General features: G+C 60.1%; 15 protein-coding genes. 12 read left to right on the top strand and 3 right to left on the bottom strand.

What is annotated here, in order from left to right:
- The first annotated feature begins 75 nt into the window (after window positions 1-75).
- The 11 genes from ACTJK9_RS07155 to ACTJK9_RS07105 all read left to right on the top strand — a co-directional run bounded on the left by ACTJK9_RS07155 (window position 76) and on the right by ACTJK9_RS07105 (window position 14,174).
- A complete protein-coding gene (locus ACTJK9_RS07155) occupies window positions 76-2,874 on the top strand; it encodes an LPS-assembly protein LptD (RefSeq protein WP_221398207.1) in 2,799 nt (932 codons plus the stop codon).
- Window positions 2,855-4,171, top strand: a complete 1,317-nt coding sequence (surA, locus tag ACTJK9_RS07150) for a peptidylprolyl isomerase SurA (RefSeq protein WP_221398208.1) — start codon at window positions 2,855-2,857, stop codon at window positions 4,169-4,171. The genes ACTJK9_RS07155 and surA overlap by 20 nt, the downstream gene beginning before the upstream one ends.
- On the top strand, window positions 4,168-5,157 hold the full coding sequence (pdxA, locus tag ACTJK9_RS07145; protein ID WP_085612933.1) for a 4-hydroxythreonine-4-phosphate dehydrogenase PdxA: 990 nt from the start codon (window positions 4,168-4,170) through the stop codon (window positions 5,155-5,157). The genes surA and pdxA overlap by 4 nt, the downstream gene beginning before the upstream one ends.
- Window positions 5,154-5,972 (top strand): 16S rRNA (adenine(1518)-N(6)/adenine(1519)-N(6))-dimethyltransferase RsmA, encoded by an 819-nt coding sequence (gene rsmA, locus ACTJK9_RS07140; protein ID WP_064599835.1) that lies wholly within the window; start codon window positions 5,154-5,156, stop codon window positions 5,970-5,972. Before pdxA ends, rsmA begins: the two co-directional genes overlap by 4 nt.
- A gap of 114 nt (window positions 5,973-6,086) precedes the next feature.
- A complete protein-coding gene (apaG, locus tag ACTJK9_RS07135) occupies window positions 6,087-6,467 on the top strand; it encodes a Co2+/Mg2+ efflux protein ApaG (RefSeq protein ID WP_039768081.1) in 381 nt (126 codons plus the stop codon).
- Window positions 6,467-7,348 carry a symmetrical bis(5'-nucleosyl)-tetraphosphatase gene (locus ACTJK9_RS07130; protein WP_085612934.1) on the top strand — a complete coding sequence of 294 codons (882 nt, stop codon included), beginning with the start codon at window positions 6,467-6,469 and terminating at the stop codon, window positions 7,346-7,348. The genes apaG and ACTJK9_RS07130 overlap by 1 nt, the downstream gene beginning before the upstream one ends.
- A 33-nt stretch (window positions 7,349-7,381) precedes the next feature.
- Window positions 7,382-7,711, top strand: a complete 330-nt coding sequence (gene glpE / locus ACTJK9_RS07125) for a thiosulfate sulfurtransferase GlpE (protein WP_007959911.1) — start codon at window positions 7,382-7,384, stop codon at window positions 7,709-7,711.
- A 297-nt stretch (window positions 7,712-8,008) separates the two neighbouring features.
- Window positions 8,009-9,931, top strand: coding sequence for a PrkA family serine protein kinase (locus ACTJK9_RS07120; RefSeq protein ID WP_064599839.1), 1,923 nt, complete (start codon window positions 8,009-8,011; stop codon window positions 9,929-9,931).
- A 119-nt stretch (window positions 9,932-10,050) separates the two neighbouring features.
- Window positions 10,051-11,322 (top strand): YeaH/YhbH family protein, encoded by a 1,272-nt coding sequence (locus ACTJK9_RS07115; protein ID WP_440813097.1) that lies wholly within the window; start codon window positions 10,051-10,053, stop codon window positions 11,320-11,322.
- Window positions 11,319-12,881 carry a SpoVR family protein gene (locus tag ACTJK9_RS07110; protein WP_064599843.1) on the top strand — a complete coding sequence of 521 codons (1,563 nt, stop codon included), beginning with the start codon at window positions 11,319-11,321 and terminating at the stop codon, window positions 12,879-12,881. Before ACTJK9_RS07115 ends, ACTJK9_RS07110 begins: the two co-directional genes overlap by 4 nt.
- 63 nt (window positions 12,882-12,944) lie before the next feature.
- Window positions 12,945-14,174 carry a multifunctional CCA addition/repair protein gene (locus ACTJK9_RS07105; RefSeq protein ID WP_085612935.1) on the top strand — a complete coding sequence of 410 codons (1,230 nt, stop codon included), beginning with the start codon at window positions 12,945-12,947 and terminating at the stop codon, window positions 14,172-14,174.
- Window positions 14,175-14,213: 39 nt separating this feature from the next.
- Here the strand turns inward: ACTJK9_RS07105 and folK are convergent, their stop codons facing one another.
- Window positions 14,214-14,732 (bottom strand): 2-amino-4-hydroxy-6-hydroxymethyldihydropteridine diphosphokinase, encoded by a 519-nt coding sequence (gene folK / locus ACTJK9_RS07100; RefSeq protein WP_085612936.1) that lies wholly within the window; start codon window positions 14,730-14,732, stop codon window positions 14,214-14,216.
- Window positions 14,723-15,079: a dihydroneopterin aldolase gene (folB, locus tag ACTJK9_RS07095; RefSeq protein WP_085612937.1), complete on the bottom strand. Its 357-nt coding sequence runs from the start codon at window positions 15,077-15,079 to the stop codon at window positions 14,723-14,725. The genes folK and folB overlap by 10 nt, the downstream gene beginning before the upstream one ends.
- Before the next feature lie 74 nt (window positions 15,080-15,153).
- Between folB and plsY the strand changes: the two genes are divergently transcribed.
- The gene (plsY, locus tag ACTJK9_RS07090) at window positions 15,154-15,723 is read left to right on the top strand and encodes a glycerol-3-phosphate 1-O-acyltransferase PlsY (RefSeq protein WP_064599851.1); all 570 of its coding nucleotides are present in this window, start codon (window positions 15,154-15,156) and stop codon (window positions 15,721-15,723) included.
- A 23-nt stretch (window positions 15,724-15,746) separates the two neighbouring features.
- Here the strand turns inward: plsY and tsaD are convergent, their stop codons facing one another.
- Window positions 15,747-16,772: a tRNA (adenosine(37)-N6)-threonylcarbamoyltransferase complex transferase subunit TsaD gene (gene tsaD / locus ACTJK9_RS07085; RefSeq protein WP_039768071.1), complete on the bottom strand. Its 1,026-nt coding sequence runs from the start codon at window positions 16,770-16,772 to the stop codon at window positions 15,747-15,749.
- Window positions 16,773-16,937 lie beyond the last annotated feature (165 nt).

Genomic DNA, 16,937 nt, shown 5'->3' with positions numbered 1-16,937 from the left:
ATCTTTTTCAGACCATCGAGAGGCGTGCGGCCCACACCGCGGGCAGATGGCACGCAGGAAGCCCGGACTAATAAGATGGCATTGAAATCCCCCGCGTTTCGTAAAAAATTTCCGTTGTTGGTAACCGGCAGTCTGCTGGCTATGCAACCTCTGGCCAGTTCATTCGTTGTTGCCGCCGAGCAGTATGACTGCGCCGTCTCGGCAACGGGTGGCTGGGCCTGCTCGCCGAAGACGCCGGCCGCTGCGTTGCCGCCGCGTCCCGTGCATGACGGCAGTGCCGTCAGCGCCGCTGGCGAAGCCCCGGCCGAGAGCGGCTCCACTGCGGAGTCCGGGCCCAAGCCGGTACTGGTTACCGAGTCCAAGGGCCGTGGCCTGAAATCCCGTAGCGAAGACTACAGTCACCTCGACTGGGTTCCGCGCGAGAAGCTCACTGCCGCCCAACTGGCCGAGACCGGTCCTTACTGCTCTGGTTCCTATATCGAACCGATTCGTCCTGGCATGAATGACAAGACGAATAAAAGTGATGCCCCGACCTTCATCGGCGCCAAGGCGTCGCGTTATCAGCAGGATTCGCAGGTTGCGAGTCTGGCCGGTGACGTGGTCATGCGTCAGGGCAGCATGCAGGTCGAAGCCGACGAGGCCAACCTGTATCAGGCCGAAAGCCGTGGCGAACTGGCGGGCAACGTGCGCATTCGCGACAACGGCGCGCTGATCGTCGGCGACCACGCCGACGTGCAGCTCGACACCGGTGAAGCCAAGGTCGACAACGCCGAATACGTCATGCACAAGTCGCGCATTCGCGGTAACGCGCTGTACGCCAAGCGTGCCGAGAACGCGATCATCCGTTTGAAGGACGGCACGTACACCACGTGCGAACCGAACAGCAACGCCTGGCAGCTCAAGGGCAACAACATCACCCTGAACCCTGCCACCGGCTTCGGTACCGCGACCAACGTGACGCTGCGGGTCAAGGACATTCCGGTCCTTTACACGCCGTACATCTATTTCCCGATCGACGATCGTCGTCAGTCGGGTTTCCTGCCGCCGACCATCGGCACCGGCAGCGACACCGGCTTCATGCTGGTGACCCCGTACTACTTCAACCTGGCGCCGAACTACGATGCCACGTTGTATCCACGTTACATGGCTAAACGCGGCCTGTTGATGGAAGGCGAATTCCGCTACCTCACCAAGTCCAGCGAAGGTCAGTTCGGTGCGGCGTACCTCAACGACGAGGAAACCGAGCGCAGCAAACAGACCGACTACCAAAAGAATCGCTACATGTACAACTGGCAACACAAGGGCGGTCTCGACTCCCGCGTGTTCACCCAGGTTGACTACACCAAGATCAGCGACCCCTACTACTTCCAGGATCTGCAGACCGATCAGATCGGCGTGAAAAGTGCCGACTTCGTGAACCAGCAGGGCTCGGTCACCTATCGTGGTGACAGCTACACCGCCCGCTTGAACGCCCAGGCGTACCAACTGGCAACCGTATCGAACATCACGCCATATGACCGTCTGCCGCAGATCACCTTCAATGGTCAGCTGCCGTATCATCCGGAGGGTCTGAACTTCGATTACGAGACCGAGATCGTTCGGTTTGACCGCGATCTGAAGGACGGCAATTTCGTCAACGAAGACGGCACGATCGAGCGCCGCCTCGATAACAACGTGTTCGGCCTGGCTCGCGCCAACGGTGACCGTCTGAACCTGAAACCAGGCGTCAGCCTGCCGATGAACTGGACCTATGGCTTCTTGAAGCCGTCGCTCAAGTACCAGTACACCCAGTACCAACTGGATCTGGATGGTCAAGGCAAACGCGACATTGCGACGCAAAATGCCGAGCAAAACAAACTCAACGGCACCTTCGACAGCAACCAGAGTCGTGGCGTCCCTATCGCCAGCGTTGACGGTGGCCTGTACTTCGACCGCAATACGTCCTTCTTTGGCAAGAACTACCGCCAGACGCTTGAACCGCGCATGTTCTACCTCTATGTGCCGAAGGTGGATCAGGAAGACATTCCGGTATTCGATACCAGCGAATACACCTTCAACTATGCGTCGCTGTTCCGCGACAACCGCTTCTCCGGCGCCGACCGTGTCGGCGACGAGAACAAGCTGTCGCTGGGCGTGACCAGTCGCTGGATCGAAGACGACGGGTTCGAGCGTCAACGCATCAGCGTCGGCCAGGCTCTCTACTTCAAGGATCGCGAAGTCCAACTGCCAGGCATCGCGTTCAACGACCGCGACGACGCCAAGGCCAATGTTTCGCCTTACGCGCTGGAATACGAATACCGCTGGAACCGCGACTGGCGCACCACGGCCGACTACAACTGGGATCCGGACAGCCGCAGCCCGCGTTCCGGTAGCGCGATGTTCCACTACCAGCCTGAAGACAACCCGAACAAGGTGGTCAACGTCGGCTATCGCTATCGCAACGACCAGGTCCGCTACGACCAGAACACCGGTAAATGGGCCGTTGGCGGTGGTGACTACGGCACGCCTGGCCAGCCTGGCTACGTGAAGGACTACTACAAGATCCAGCAGCATGATTTCTCGGTCATCTGGCCGATCGTTCCGCAGTGGAGCGCGATCAGCCGCTGGCAGTACGACTACAACCGCAACCGCACGCTGGAAGCCTTCGGTGGTTTCGAATATGACAACTGCTGCTGGAAACTGCGCCTGATCAACCGTTACTGGGTCAGCTATGACGAATTCAGTCAGAACGCCCCGGAAAACGAAAAAGGCGACCACGGCGTCTTCCTCCAAATTGTTCTGAAGGGACTCGGCGGCCTCACCGGCGCCAAGGTAGAGAGCTTCCTCGACAAAGGCATCCAAGGTTATCGTCAACGTGAAGACCAAGCTTTCTGATTGTCTGCGCCCGCTGATGCTGGGCGCGCTGTTCCTGGGTACCGCGGCCAATGCCGCGGTGCAGTCCATCGATAAGGTTGTGGCCATCGTCGACAACGACGTGGTCATGCAGAGCCAGCTGGATCAACGCGTCCACGAAGTTCAGCAAACCATCGCCAAGCGTGGCGGCGGCTTGCCGCCTCCGGGCGTACTGGATCAACAGGTGCTCGAGCGCCTGATCGTCGAGAACCTGCAACTGCAGATCGGCGAACGTTCCGGCATCCGCATCACCGATGAAGAGCTGAACCAGGCGGTCGGCACCATTGCCCAGCGCAACAACATGACCCCGGAGCAGTTCCGCATCGCCCTGTCCCGCGATGGCCTGTCCTACGAGGACGCTCGCGAGCAGATCCGTCGTGAAATGATCATCAGCCGTGTACGCCAGCGTCGTGTGGCCGAACGTATTCAGGTCTCGGAACAGGAAGTGAAGAACTTCCTCGCCTCCGATCTGGGCAAGATGCAACTGTCCGAAGAGCTGCATCTGGCCAACATCCTGATTCCGACCCCGGAAAGCGCCAACTCCGAAGCGATTCAGAGTGCTGCTCGCAAGGCAATGGACGTTTACCAGCAGCTCAAGCAAGGTGCCGACTTCGGCCAGATGGCCGTGGCCTACTCCGCAAGTGACAACGCCTTGGAAGGCGGCGATATGGGCTGGCGTAAAGCCGCTCAACTGCCACCGCCGTTCGACCGTGAACTGAGCAGCATGACACCGGGTGACATCACTCAACCGGCACGCACTCCAGGTGGTTTCATCATCCTGAAGCTGCTGGAAAAGCGTGGTGGCGAGAGCCAGATGCGCGACGAAGTGCATGTGCGTCACATCCTGGTCAAGCCAAGTCCGGTTCGCGACGAAGCCAAGACCAAGGAACTGGCTCAGTCGCTCTACAACCGCATCGAAGCCGGTGAAGATTTCGCCGAACTGGCCAAGAAGTATTCGGAAGACCCGGGCTCCGCCCTCAACGGCGGCGACCTGAACTGGATCGACCCGAACGCACTGGTACCGGAATTCCGCGCCGTGATGGCCAAGTCCCCGCAGGGTCAGCTGTCCAAGCCGTTCCAGACCCAGTACGGCTGGCACGTTCTGGAAGTCCTTGGCCGTCGCGCCACCGACAGCACCGAACAGGCCCGTGAGCAGCAAGCAATGACCGTACTGCGTAACCGCAAATACGACGAAGAGCTGCAAACCTGGCTGCGTCAGATCCGTGACGAAGCGTACGTAGAGATCAAACTCCCTGGTGCAGACCAGGCAGCGCAGTGAAACCCAAGCGTTTCGCGCTGACACCCGGCGAACCGGCCGGCATCGGTCCCGACCTGTGCCTGCTGCTCGCCTCGCAAGCCCAGCCACATCCCCTGATTGCCATCACCAGCCGCGACCTGCTCCAAGAGCGGGCCGCGCAGTTGGGGCTGGCCGTCAGCCTGCTGGAAGTCGCACCAGGCAACTGGCCGGACGCTCCGGCGCCCGCCAACAGCCTGTACGTCTGGGACACCCCGCTCAGCGCCCCCGTGGTCGCCGGGCAACTGGACAAGGCCAACGCCGCATTCGTCCTCGAAACCCTGACCCGCGCCGGCAATGGCTGCCTGAACGGTGATTTCGCCGGGATGATCACCGCCCCGGTTCACAAAGGCGTGATCAACGAATCGGGTATCGCGTTTTCCGGTCACACCGAATTTCTCGCCGACCTGACCCACACCGCCCAAGTGGTAATGATGCTCGCCACCCGCGGTTTGCGCGTGGCGCTGGTCACCACTCACCTGCCCTTGCGCGACATCGCCGATGCGATCACGCCGGAGCGGCTGGAACGGGTCACGCGGATTCTGCACGCCGACCTGCAACAAAAATTCGGCATCGCCCAACCGCGCATCCTGGTCTGCGGGCTCAACCCGCACGCCGGTGAAGGCGGACACCTGGGCCATGAAGAAATCGACATCATCGAACCCACATTGGAGCGCCTGCGCGGCGAGGGCATGGACCTTCGTGGCCCGCTGCCTGCCGACACTCTGTTTACCCCCAAATATCTGGAGCACTGCGACGCGGTGCTGGCGATGTACCACGACCAGGGCCTGCCCGTGCTGAAATACAAAGGCTTCGGCGCTGCGGTCAACGTGACCCTGGGCCTGCCGATCATCCGCACATCGGTCGACCACGGCACCGCCCTGGATCTGGCCGGCAGCGGCAGGATCGACACCGGCAGCCTGCAAGTCGCCCTGGAAACCGCCTACCAGATGGCCGAGACCCGTTTATGACCGAGCAATACCAACACAAGGCGCGCAAACGCTTTGGCCAGAATTTCCTGCACGATGCCGGCGTCATCGACCGCATCCTGCGCTCCATCAGTGCCAAGGCCGGCGACCGCATGCTGGAGATCGGGCCGGGCCAGGGCGCATTGACCGCCGGCATCCTCAACTCCGGCGCACAGCTGGACGTGGTGGAGCTGGACAAGGACCTGATCCCGATCCTCAACCAGCAGTTCGCCGGCAAGAGCAATTTCAACCTGCATCAGGGCGATGCGCTGAAGTTCGACTTCAACAGCCTGAACGCTGCGCCGAACAGCCTGCGCGTGGTCGGCAACCTGCCGTACAACATCTCCACGCCGCTGATTTTCCACCTGCTGAACAACGCCGGCATCATTCGCGACATGCACTTCATGCTGCAGAAAGAAGTGGTCGAGCGTCTGGCCGCAGGTCCGGGTGGTGGTGACTGGGGTCGGTTGTCGATCATGGTTCAGTACCATTGCCGCGTAGAGCATCTGTTCAACGTGGGGCCGGGAGCATTCAACCCGCCACCGAAAGTCGACTCGGCCATCGTTCGCCTGGTGCCGCACGCGGTTCTGCCGCACCCGGCCAAGGATCATCGCCTGCTCGAACGCGTGGTTCGCGAAGCTTTCAACCAGCGCCGCAAAACCCTGCGCAACACCCTCAAACAACTGCTCAGCAACGCTGAAATCGAAGCCGCCGGCGTTGATGGCAGTCTGCGTCCCGAGCAACTGGATCTGGCGGCATTCGTACGTCTGGCCGACCAGCTCGCGGTACAGGTCCCGGCAACCCCCGCCGCCGACTGACAGCCGATGAACGCTATCGGGCAGGACGCCACTCTGGTTTACTGCCCGATACTTGCCTAGACTGATTCCCCATCAGCTACGCCTCGCGTTCCGCTTCGTTTAAGGCCCTTTTGCATGTCCGATCCTCGTTATCAGGTCGATGTCAGCGTCGTTACCCACTATCTGGCAGACCAATCGCAACCCGAGCACGACCGCTTCGCCTTCGCCTACACCATCACCGTGCAGAATAATGGCGAGCAGCCCGCACGCCTGATGTCGCGTCACTGGGTGATCACTGACGGCGACGGCCATGTCGAAGAAGTCCGCGGCGCCGGTGTCGTCGGCCAGCAACCACTGATCGATTCAGGCAAAAGCCACACGTACAGCAGCGGCACGGTCATGACCACCAAGGTCGGCACCATGCAAGGCACTTACGAAATGGTTGCCAGCGACGGCAAACATTTCGACGCAATCATCAAGCCCTTCCGCCTCGCCGTCCCCGGAGCCCTGCACTGATGGCGACGTATGCCGTGGGGGACCTGCAAGGCTGCCTCGAACCGCTGAAATGCCTGCTCAAGCAGGTTGCGTTCGATCCGGCGATCGATCGGCTGTGGCTGGTCGGCGACCTGGTCAACCGTGGCCCGCAATCGCTGGAAACCCTGCGTTTTCTATATGGCATGCGTGAATCGCTGGTTTGCGTGCTGGGCAATCACGACCTGCACCTGCTGGCGGCCGCTAAAAAGATCGAGCGCCTGAAAAAGTCCGACACCCTGCGCGAGATTATCGAAGCCCCCGACGGCCCGGTGCTGATGGAGTGGTTGCGTCAGCAAAAGCTGATGCACTACGACGAAGTGCGTGATGTCGCCATGGCCCACGCCGGCATCCCGCCGCAATGGTCGCTGCGGCGCGCTCTGAAGTGCGCCGCCGAAGTCGAAACCGCCCTGCGCGACGACAATCTGTTTCCCGCCTACCTCGACGGCATGTACGGCAACGAACCGGCGAAGTGGGACAACGATCTCAAAGGCGTCACCCGCCTGCGAGTCATCACCAACTATTTCACGCGCATGCGCTTCTGCACCGCCGAAGGCAAGCTTGACCTCAAGAGCAAGGAAGGCCTCGACACCGCGCCACCGGGGTATAAGCCCTGGTTCCAGCACAAGGAGCGCAAGACCAAAGGTCTGCGGATCATCTTCGGTCACTGGGCGGCGCTGGAAGGCAATGTCCATGAGCCAGGCATCTGCGCACTGGACACCGGTTGTGTCTGGGGCGGCAGTCTGACCCTGATGAACGTCGACAGCGGCGAACGCCTGTCATGCAAATGCGATGAGCATGGTGGCCTTGCCCCGACCGTCGCACCACTTATCCCCGAAACTTCGCCAGTCAGCGTCCCGCGTTAGACTGCGCTATCAGCCGAGCAACAGGAACCCGCCATGAGCGAATTCAAACGTATTCCCCCGGAGCAGGCCCAGGCCCTGCGCGAGCAAGGTGCAGTCGTGGTCGACGTTCGCGACCCGGCGACCTTCGCCGCCCTGCACATCAGCGGCTCGAAGCATCTGGATAATCATTCCCTGCATGCTTTCATCCAGGGCGCCGACCTCGATGCTCCGACCGTCGTGGTCTGCTATCACGGCAACTCGAGCCAGGGTGCTGCGGCGTACCTCGTGAGCCAGGGCTTCTCCGACGTCTACAGCATGGACGGCGGCTTCGAACTGTGGCGTACGACTTTTCCTTCGGAAACCGCGCAAGGCACCTCCGAATAATTTTTTTGTAACGCGCAGGCCCCGGCTCCCGTGGGCCTGCGCCGGCAGACGAACGGTCTTGCCACAACTAATTACGTATCTCGCCTTTACCTCCCGAATTCCCAACTATCCTTAAGCCCAGGCCATCCAAAACAGGGGAGAGCCGGTACACCGGCGCACGGGTCATCGGGAGTGACTTTCAAGGTTGTCGACCGCGAAAGTGTTCTGGGGGGTAAACAATCAGCTGCCACAGCGGCTGCTTGCCAGCATCGACTGAGTGATCCGGCGTCGGCTCCACGTATCGAGCGAGGTGACGTCATGAGTATCTTTAGCCACTTCCAACAACGCTTCGAGTCCACACGCCAGGAAGAATTCTCCCTGCAGGAGTACCTGGAACTGTGCAAAAAGGATCGCAGTGCCTACGTTTCCGCCGCCGAGCGTCTGTTAATGGCCATCGGCGAACCGGAACTGCTCGACACCTCGACCAACTCGAGGCTGTCACGCATCTTTTCCAACAAGGTGATCCGCCGCTATCCGGCCTTTGAAGACTTCCACGGGATGGAAGAATGCATCGACCAGATCGTGTCGTATTTCCGGCATGCGGCCCAGGGCCTGGAAGAGAAGAAACAGATCCTTTACCTGCTCGGCCCCGTCGGCGGTGGTAAATCGTCCCTGGCCGAGAAGCTGAAACAACTGATGGAAAAAGTGCCCTTCTATGCCATCAAGGGCTCGCCGGTATTCGAATCGCCTCTGGGCCTGTTCAACGCCACCGAAGATGGCGCGATCCTCGAGGAAGACTTCGGCATTCCACGGCGCTACCTGAACACCATCATGTCGCCATGGGCCACCAAGCGCCTGGCCGAATTCGGCGGCGACATCAGCCAGTTCCGCGTGGTCAAGCTGTACCCGTCGATCCTCAACCAGATCGCCGTGGCCAAGACCGAACCGGGTGACGAAAACAACCAGGACATCTCCGCACTGGTGGGCAAGGTCGATATCCGCAAACTCGAAGAGTTTCCGCAGAACGACGCCGACGCCTACAGCTACTCCGGTGCGCTGTGTCGGGCCAACCAGGGCCTGATGGAGTTCGTCGAGATGTTCAAGGCACCGATCAAGGTGCTCCACCCGTTGCTGACCGCCACTCAGGAAGGCAACTACAACAGTACCGAAGGCCTGGGCGCAATTCCGTTCACCGGGATTTTGCTGGCCCACTCCAACGAGTCGGAGTGGCACACCTTCCGCAACAACAAGAACAACGAAGCCTTCATCGACCGGATCTACATCGTCAAGGTGCCGTACTGCCTGCGGGTCAGCGACGAAGTGAAGATCTACGACAAGCTGCTGTTCAATAGCTCCCTGTCCAAGGCCCATTGCGCGCCGGACACCTTGAAGATGCTGGCGCAGTTCACTGTGCTGTCACGCCTGAAAGAGCCGGAAAACTCCAACATCTACTCCAAGATGCGCGTGTATGACGGCGAAAACCTCAAGGACACCGATCCGAAGGCCAAGTCGATCCAGGAGTACCGCGATGCAGCGGGCGTCGACGAAGGCATGAACGGTCTGTCGACCCGGTTCGCGTTCAAGATCCTGTCCAAGGTCTTCAACTTCGATCCGCACGAAATCGCCGCCAACCCGGTGCACCTGCTCTATGTGCTGGAGCAGCAGATCGAACAGGAACAGTTCCAGGCCGAAACCCGCGAGCGCTACCTGCGCTACCTGAAAGAATACCTGGCGCCGCGTTATATCGAATTCATCGGCAAGGAAATCCAGACCGCCTACCTCGAGTCTTACAGCGAGTACGGCCAGAACATCTTCGACCGCTACGTGCTGTATGCGGACTTCTGGATTCAGGATCAGGAATACCGCGATCCGGAAACCGGCGAGATCCTCAACCGCGTTGCCCTCAACGAGGAGCTGGAAAAGATCGAAAAACCGGCCGGCATCAGCAATCCGAAGGATTTCCGCAACGAGATCGTCAACTTCGTGTTGCGTGCCCGGGCCAACAACAACGGCAAGAACCCGACCTGGCTCAGCTACGAAAAACTGCGGGTGGTCATCGAGAAGAAAATGTTCTCGAACACCGAGGACCTGCTGCCAGTCATCAGCTTCAATGCCAAGGCCAGCAAAGAGGATCAACAGAAACATAACGACTTCGTTACACGAATGGTCGAACGCGGCTACACCGACAAACAGGTACGACTGCTCTCCGAGTGGTATCTGCGGGTCCGGAAATCGCAGTAAAGCAGCTGCAAGCTACAAGCTTCGAGCTGCAAGTAAAAAGCGCATGAGCCTGATGCCAGGGCATATGCCTGCACTTGCGGCTCGCAGCTCACTACTTGAAGCTGCCCGGAGGGCCTCCTATGAGCTATGTGATCGACCGACGTCTCAATGGCAAGAACAAGAGCACGGTGAACCGTCAGCGCTTCCTGCGGCGTTACCGTGACCACATCAAGAAGGCTGTCGAAGAGGCGGTCAGCCGGCGTTCCATTACCGATATGGAACACGGTGAGCAGATCAGCATTCCCGGTCGCGATATCGACGAGCCGGTGCTTCACCATGGTCGCGGCGGCAAGCAGACCGTGGTCCATCCCGGCAACAAGGAATTCACCGCCGGCGAACATATTGCCCGTCCGCCGGGAGGCGGAGGTGGCCGTGGGCCAGGCAAGGCCGGCAACTCCGGCGAAGGCATGGACGAGTTCGTCTTCCAGATCACCCAGGAAGAATTCCTCGAATTCATGTTCGAGGACCTCGAACTGCCCAACCTCGTCAAGCGCAACCTGACCGGCACCGACACCTTCAAGACGGTACGTGCGGGGATCAGCAACGAGGGCAACCCGTCGCGGATCAACATCATCCGCACCCTGCGTTCGGCTCATGCACGGCGCATTGCGTTGTCGGGCAGCAGCCGCGCCAAATTGCGGGAAGCCAAAGAGGAGTTGGCTCGGCTGAAACGGGAAGAGCCGGACAACTTCGGCGATATCCAGGATCTTGAAGCAGAAATCGAGCGACTCAGTGCGCGTATCCATCGCGTGCCGTTTCTCGATACCTTCGATTTGAAATACAACCTGCTGGTCAAGCAACCCAATCCCAGCTCCAAAGCCGTGATGTTCTGCCTGATGGACGTTTCCGGCTCCATGACCCAGGCGACCAAGGACATCGCCAAGCGCTTCTTCATCCTGTTGTACCTGTTCCTCAAGCGGAACTACGACAAGATCGACGTGGTGTTCATCCGCCACCACACCAGCGCCCGGGAAGTGGACGAAGAAGAGTTTTTCTATTCCCGCGAGACCGGCGGCACCATCGTTTCCAGTGCAATCAAGCTGATGCAGGAGATCATGGCCGAGCGCTACCCGAGCAACGAGTGGAACATTTACGCCGCCCAGGCTTCCGACGGCGACAACTGGAACGACGACTCGCCGATCTGCCGCGACATCCTGATCAACCAGATCATGCCATTCGTGCAGTACTACACTTACGTGGAGATCACCCCGCGCGAACATCAGGCCTTGTGGTACGAATACGAGCGCATCGCCGAAGCCTTTTCCGACACTTTTGCCCAGCAACAACTGGTCTCGGCCGGGGATATCTATCCGGTCTTCCGTGAACTCTTCCAGCGCAGGTTAGTGACATGACCGCCAAAGAGCAGAAGCGCCAACCCATTTCCACCGGCTCGGAATGGACATTCGAGCTGATCCAGACGTACGACCGTGAAATCGCCCGTATCGCGGCCCGCTATGCCCTGGATACCTATCCCAACCAGATCGAAGTGATCACCGCCGAACAGATGATGGACGCCTATGCGTCGGTCGGCATGCCGCTGGGCTATCACCATTGGTCCTACGGCAAGCACTTCCTCAGCACCGAAAAATCCTACAGTCGCGGACAAATGGGGCTGGCGTACGAGATCGTGATCAACTCGGACCCGTGCATCGCCTACCTGATGGAAGAAAACACCATCTGCATGCAGGCGCTGGTGGTTGCGCATGCCTGCTACGGCCACAATAGCTTCTTCAAGGGCAACTATCTGTTCCGCACCTGGACCGACGCCAGTTCGATCATCGATTACCTGGTCTTCGCCAAGCAGTACATCATGCAGTGCGAGGAGCGCCACGGGATCGATGCCGTGGAGGATCTGCTCGATTCCTGCCACGCCCTGATGAACTACGGTGTCGACCGCTATAAACGTCCGTACCCGATTTCCGCCGAAGAAGAGCGGCGTCGGCAGAAGGATCGCGAAGAACACCTGCAGAAGCAGATCAACGACCTGTGGCGCACCATTCCCAAAGGCGCAGACAAGTACAGCGACAAGGACAACGCGCGCTTCCCGGCCGAACCGCAGGAAAACATCCTGTATTTCATCGAGAAACATGCTCCGCTGCTGGAGCCCTGGCAGCGCGAGATCGTGCGGATCGTGCGCAAGATCGCCCAGTATTTCTATCCACAGCGCCAGACCCAGGTGATGAACGAAGGCTGGGCGACGTTCTGGCACTACACGCTGATGAACGACCTGTACGACGAAGGCCTGGTGACCGACGGCTTCATGATGGAGTTCCTGACGTCCCACACCAGCGTGGTGTTCCAGCCTGGGTTCGACAGCCCGTATTACAACGGCATCAACCCGTATGCCCTGGGCTTTGCCATGTATCGCGACATCCGGCGCATGTGCGAAGAGCCCACGGAAGAAGACCGCCGCTGGTTCCCGGACATCGCCGGCAGCGATTGGTTATCGACCATCAAGTTCGCCATGAGCAGCTTCAAGGATGAGAGTTTCATCCTGCAATACCTGTCACCCAAGGTGATCCGCGACCTGAAGCTGTTCAGCATCCTCGATGACGACCAGAAGGACGATCTGCTGGTACCGGCGATCCATGACGAGGGTGGTTACCGGATCATTCGCGAAACGCTCGCGGCGCAATACAACCTGGGCAACCGCGAACCGAACGTGCAGATCTACAGCATCGACCGCCGCGGCGATCGCTCGCTGACCCTGCGCCACCAGCAACACGACCGCAAACCGCTGGGCGACTCCACCGAGGAGGTCCTGAAACACCTGCACCGGCTGTGGGGCTTCGACATTCATCTGGAAACCCTGCAGGGCGACCAGATCATGAAGACCCATCATGTTCCGCCCCGCAGCGAACACAGCGAGGGGGACTACGGTCGACTCGACCTGGCCGTCATTCATCTTTGATCCCGTTCAGGCCTCCGAAAGTCCGGCGCAAGGGTTATCCTGTCGGGCCAACGGAGGTTTTTTATGCAGATTTACAAGGTCGGCGGTGCGGTACGTGATCGCCTGCTGGGCAAACCGGTCACCGATATCGATTGGGTGGTGGTCGGCGCGACCACGGAAGAAATGCTTGCCAAGGGATTTCGCCCGGTCGGCGCGGATTTCCCGGTGTTTCTTCACCCGAAAAGCGGCGAGGAGTACGCCCTCGCCCGCACCGAGCGCAAGAGCGGTCGCGGTTATGGTGGCTTCACCTTTCACGCCAGCCCCGAGGTCACGCTTGAAGAGGACCTGATCCGCCGTGATCTTACGATCAACGCCATGGCCGAAGACGATCAGCAAAACCTGACGGATCCCTATCATGGCCAGCGCGATCTCGAAGAACGGATTCTGCGTCACGTTTCCCCGGCGTTTGCCGAAGATCCGCTCAGGGTTCTGCGTGTTGCGCGCTTTGCTGCCCGCTACGCGGAGCTCGGTTTCAAGGTGGCGCCCGAGACCCTGGAGCTGATGCGTCAGCTCAGCGAATCGGGCGAACTGGAAGCCCTTACCGCCGAACGCAGCTGGAAAGAGATTTCCCGCGCACTGATGGAAGATCAGCCCCAGGTATTCATTCAGGTACTGCGCGATTGCGGCGCCTTGAAGGTGCTGATGCCAGAAGTCGACGCCTTGTTCGGCGTACCGCAGCCGGAAGCCCATCACCCGGAGATCGACAGCGGCATTCACACCCTGAGCGTGCTCGAGCAATCGGCCCTGCACAAGCAACCGCTGACCGTGCGCTGGGCCTGTCTGCTGCACGACCTCGGCAAAGGCCTGACGCCAGAGGCGGAATGGCCACGACATATCGCCCATGAGCACAAAGGCCTGACATTGATCAAAGCGGTCAACGAACGCTTCAAGGCACCGAAGGACTGTCAGGAGTTGGCCTTGCTGGTCGGCCAATATCACACCCACGGGCATCGCGCCCTGGAGTTGAAAGCGTCGACTTTGCTTGAGTTGCTGCAAAGCTTTGACATTTACCGTCGACCACAGCGTTTCGAAGAATTTATCGCCGCGTGCGAGATGGACGCCCGAGGCCGCAAAGGGCTTGAGCAGCGCAGTTATCCACAGGCCGATTACCTGCGCGGTGCGGCCAATGTGGCGCGCAGCGTGGCGGTACAGCCGTTGCTGGAGAAGGGATTCAAGGGCCCGGAACTGGGCGAGGCACTCAAGCGCGAACGGCTAAAGGCGCTAAAGGCTTACAAGGAGTCGGCAGCGTTCTGAAATCAGGTGATCCGCCCTTGCGAGGACGGATCAGGCAGTTCAACGCATGCCCGAAGGCGTGAGCTGAGTACCGCGCCACTCAAATCCGACCGGTGCAAGCACCTGATCGATCTGCGCCTCAGCCCACAATGTCGCAAAGCTTTTTCCCACACCAGGATGCACCCGATCCGGCGCAATCAAAGACAGCGGCCACAGCACAAAGGCATTTTTCAGGATTTCCGCCCGAGGCAGGACCAGTCCATCGAAGTTGCCCGCCAGATCGCCGTACAGCAGCACGTCGATATCCAGCGGCAAGCCCTTGCGATCCGGCGCATAACGGCCATTGTCCGCTTCAATGAATTTCAAGCGGCGATCCAGTTCGATCAACGGCAGATCCGTAAAAGCCGACACCACGAAGTTGAAGAACGGCCCGCTCTTGATCCCCACCGGCTGGCTTTCGAACACAGGCGAACAGCGGATATCCACCAGAAACGTGGACAAGGCATCCAGACCGGCCTGCAAATGGGTTTCGCGCTCGATATTGCTACCGAGCCCGAGATAGACCTGGGTCAGCGACATCCGCGCTCGATCTCCACACCCACGCCACCCTTGGCGGCCGGTACGGCACCTGGCTTGGTCAGCTTCAGGCGCACCCAGGTGATCTTGAATTCACTCATCAGCGCTTCAACCAGACGTTCGGCGAAAGTCTCGACCAGTTGATACTGGGATTGCTCGGCAAAGGCCTGGATCCGCGTGGACACACTGGCGTAATCGAGCGCCAGGGTCAGGTCGTCACCGGCGGCGGCCGGCCGATTGTCCCAGGCGAAGCTCAGATCAAGACGCAGGCACTGTCGGATGCCGCGCTCCCAGTCGTAGGCACCGATCACGGTGTCGACTTCCAGGCCCTCGATAAACACTCTGTCCAAGCACTTCTCTCCGCTGCACGACAAGGGCGCAATGCGCCGTTAGAATCAGGGCGTCCTCGCCCGGAATAGTTAGCATGTTTTGGTTACTGGCGATCCTCGCCTACCTGCTCGGCTCTCTGTCCTTCGCCATTTTGCTCAGCCGCCTGACCGGAAATCCGGATCCGCGAATGAGTGGCTCGGGTAATGCCGGCGCCACCAACATGCTGCGCCTGGCCGGACGCAAACTCGCGATCCTGACCCTGCTGGGTGATCTGTGCAAAGGCCTGCTGCCGGTGCTGATCGCTTCGGCTGTAGGCCTTTCGCTGCAGGATCAGGCGTGGATCGGCGTCTGCGCCGTGATCGGTCACCTGTTCCCGTTGTACTTCCGCTTTCGCGGTGGCAAGGGCGTTGCCACGGCGGCCGGCATGCTGCTGGGACTGTATCCACCTGCCGCGTTGCTGGCCGTGTGCGCCTGGCTGCTGACGTTCTACCTGACCCGCACCAGCTCGCTGGCGGCGTTGATCGCCACTCCGCTGACCCTGCCGTTACTGGCCTGGCAGGAACCGGCGGCGCTGTTGCCGATGAGCACGCTGACACTGCTGATCGTCTGGCGCCACCGGGGCAATCTACGCGACCTGTTCGCCGGGCGCGAACGGCATTTTTAAATACCGCACGTGAGCGCCGCTCATCACAGCGCCGACAACTGCTCCATCGGCCAGCGCGCCTGCACGCTGATCGCCAGACTCTCTTGCTGACCAGCCTGCAAACGCTGGCAGCCGGCAAACGCGATCATCGCGCCGTTATCGGTGCAAAACTCGGGACGGGCATAAAACACATCGCCCTTCATGTCGCCGAGCATTTTCTCCAGCGAAACACGCAACGCCTTGTTGGCACTGACGCCGCCGGCGATCACCAGACGCTTCATGCCGGCCTGCTTCAAGGCCCGTTTGCACTTGATGGTCAAAGTCTCCACCACGGCCTGCTGGAACGCCAGCGCGATGTCGCAACGGGCTTGCTCGCTGTCGTCCCCGGCGCTGACGCATTGCTGCCAGGTGTTGAGAGCGAAGGTCTTCAGGCCGCTGAAGCTGAAATCCAGGCCCGGGCGATCACACATCGGACGCGGGAAGGTGAAACGTCCTGCGACGCCCTTCTCTGCGAGCTTGGCGATTTCCGGTCCGCCCGGATAATTGAGGCCCATCATTTTGGCAGTCTTGTCGAAAGCTTCGCCCGCCGCATCGTCCAGCGTCTCGCCGAGGAGGCTGTATTGGCCGATGCCATCGACCTGAACCAGCTGCGTATGACCACCGGACACCAACAAAGCGACGAACGGGAACTCCGGCGGTTTTGGCTCCAGCATCGGCGCCAGCAGGTGGCCTTCCATATGGTGCACGCCGAGCGCCGGAATGCCCCAGGCAAACGCCAGCGCCTGGGCGCAGGAAGCCCCCACCAGCAGCGCACCGACCAGGCCGGGACCCGCAGTGTAGGCGATGGCATCGATCTCGGTCGGTACGCAGTCGGCCTCGGCCAGCACCTGACGAATCAGGGGCAGCATGCGCTTGACGTGATCGCGCGAGGCGAGCTCCGGCACCACGCCGCCATAGACGCGGTGCAGGTCGATCTGGCTGAACAGCGCGTCGGCCAGCAGACCGCGCTCACTGTCGTACAAAGCGACGCCGGTTTCGTCGCAGGAAGTTTCTAATCCCAGTACTAGCATGGGTTTGCGCCTTGTTTAGGCTGAATTCGAAGGCGCGCATAATAGTCGCCGCGTGATGCCCCGACCAGCGGTTTTCGATCAGAGGCTTTGCATTCCGAGCGATGAGGGGTTAACATCCGCAACCCTTAAAAACCGACGTCTTCAAGTGCTCTTTTGCCGCGAGGA

This window comes from Pseudomonas sp. 22082 (assembly GCF_052046055.1).
In the GTDB taxonomy this organism is placed as follows: Bacteria; Pseudomonadota; Gammaproteobacteria; order Pseudomonadales; family Pseudomonadaceae; genus Aquipseudomonas; species Aquipseudomonas pharyngis.
Note: the sequence above shows the minus strand (reverse complement) of the source record. Positions and strands in the feature narration are given on the sequence as shown.

What these genes read in the sequence shown, in the direction of transcription:
- apaG (WP_039768081.1), top strand. Translation starts at nt 6,087, where the DNA reads ATGTCCGATCCTCGTTATCAGGTCGATGTCAGCGTCGTTACCCACTAT.
- glpE (WP_007959911.1), top strand. Translation starts at nt 7,382, where the DNA reads ATGAGCGAATTCAAACGTATTCCCCCGGAGCAGGCCCAGGCCCTGCGC.
- ACTJK9_RS07110 (WP_064599843.1), top strand. Translation starts at nt 11,319, where the DNA reads ATGACCGCCAAAGAGCAGAAGCGCCAACCCATTTCCACCGGCTCGGAA.
- ACTJK9_RS07120 (WP_064599839.1), top strand. Translation starts at nt 8,009, where the DNA reads ATGAGTATCTTTAGCCACTTCCAACAACGCTTCGAGTCCACACGCCAG.
- ACTJK9_RS07155 (WP_221398207.1), top strand. Translation starts at nt 76, where the DNA reads ATGGCATTGAAATCCCCCGCGTTTCGTAAAAAATTTCCGTTGTTGGTA.
- ACTJK9_RS07105 (WP_085612935.1), top strand. Translation starts at nt 12,945, where the DNA reads ATGCAGATTTACAAGGTCGGCGGTGCGGTACGTGATCGCCTGCTGGGC.
- tsaD (WP_039768071.1), bottom strand. Translation starts at nt 16,772, where the DNA reads ATGCTAGTACTGGGATTAGAAACTTCCTGCGACGAAACCGGCGTCGCT.
- ACTJK9_RS07115 (WP_440813097.1), top strand. Translation starts at nt 10,051, where the DNA reads ATGAGCTATGTGATCGACCGACGTCTCAATGGCAAGAACAAGAGCACG.
- plsY (WP_064599851.1), top strand. Translation starts at nt 15,154, where the DNA reads ATGTTTTGGTTACTGGCGATCCTCGCCTACCTGCTCGGCTCTCTGTCC.
- folK (WP_085612936.1), bottom strand. Translation starts at nt 14,732, where the DNA reads ATGTCGCTGACCCAGGTCTATCTCGGGCTCGGTAGCAATATCGAGCGC.
- ACTJK9_RS07130 (WP_085612934.1), top strand. Translation starts at nt 6,467, where the DNA reads ATGGCGACGTATGCCGTGGGGGACCTGCAAGGCTGCCTCGAACCGCTG.
- rsmA (WP_064599835.1), top strand. Translation starts at nt 5,154, where the DNA reads ATGACCGAGCAATACCAACACAAGGCGCGCAAACGCTTTGGCCAGAAT.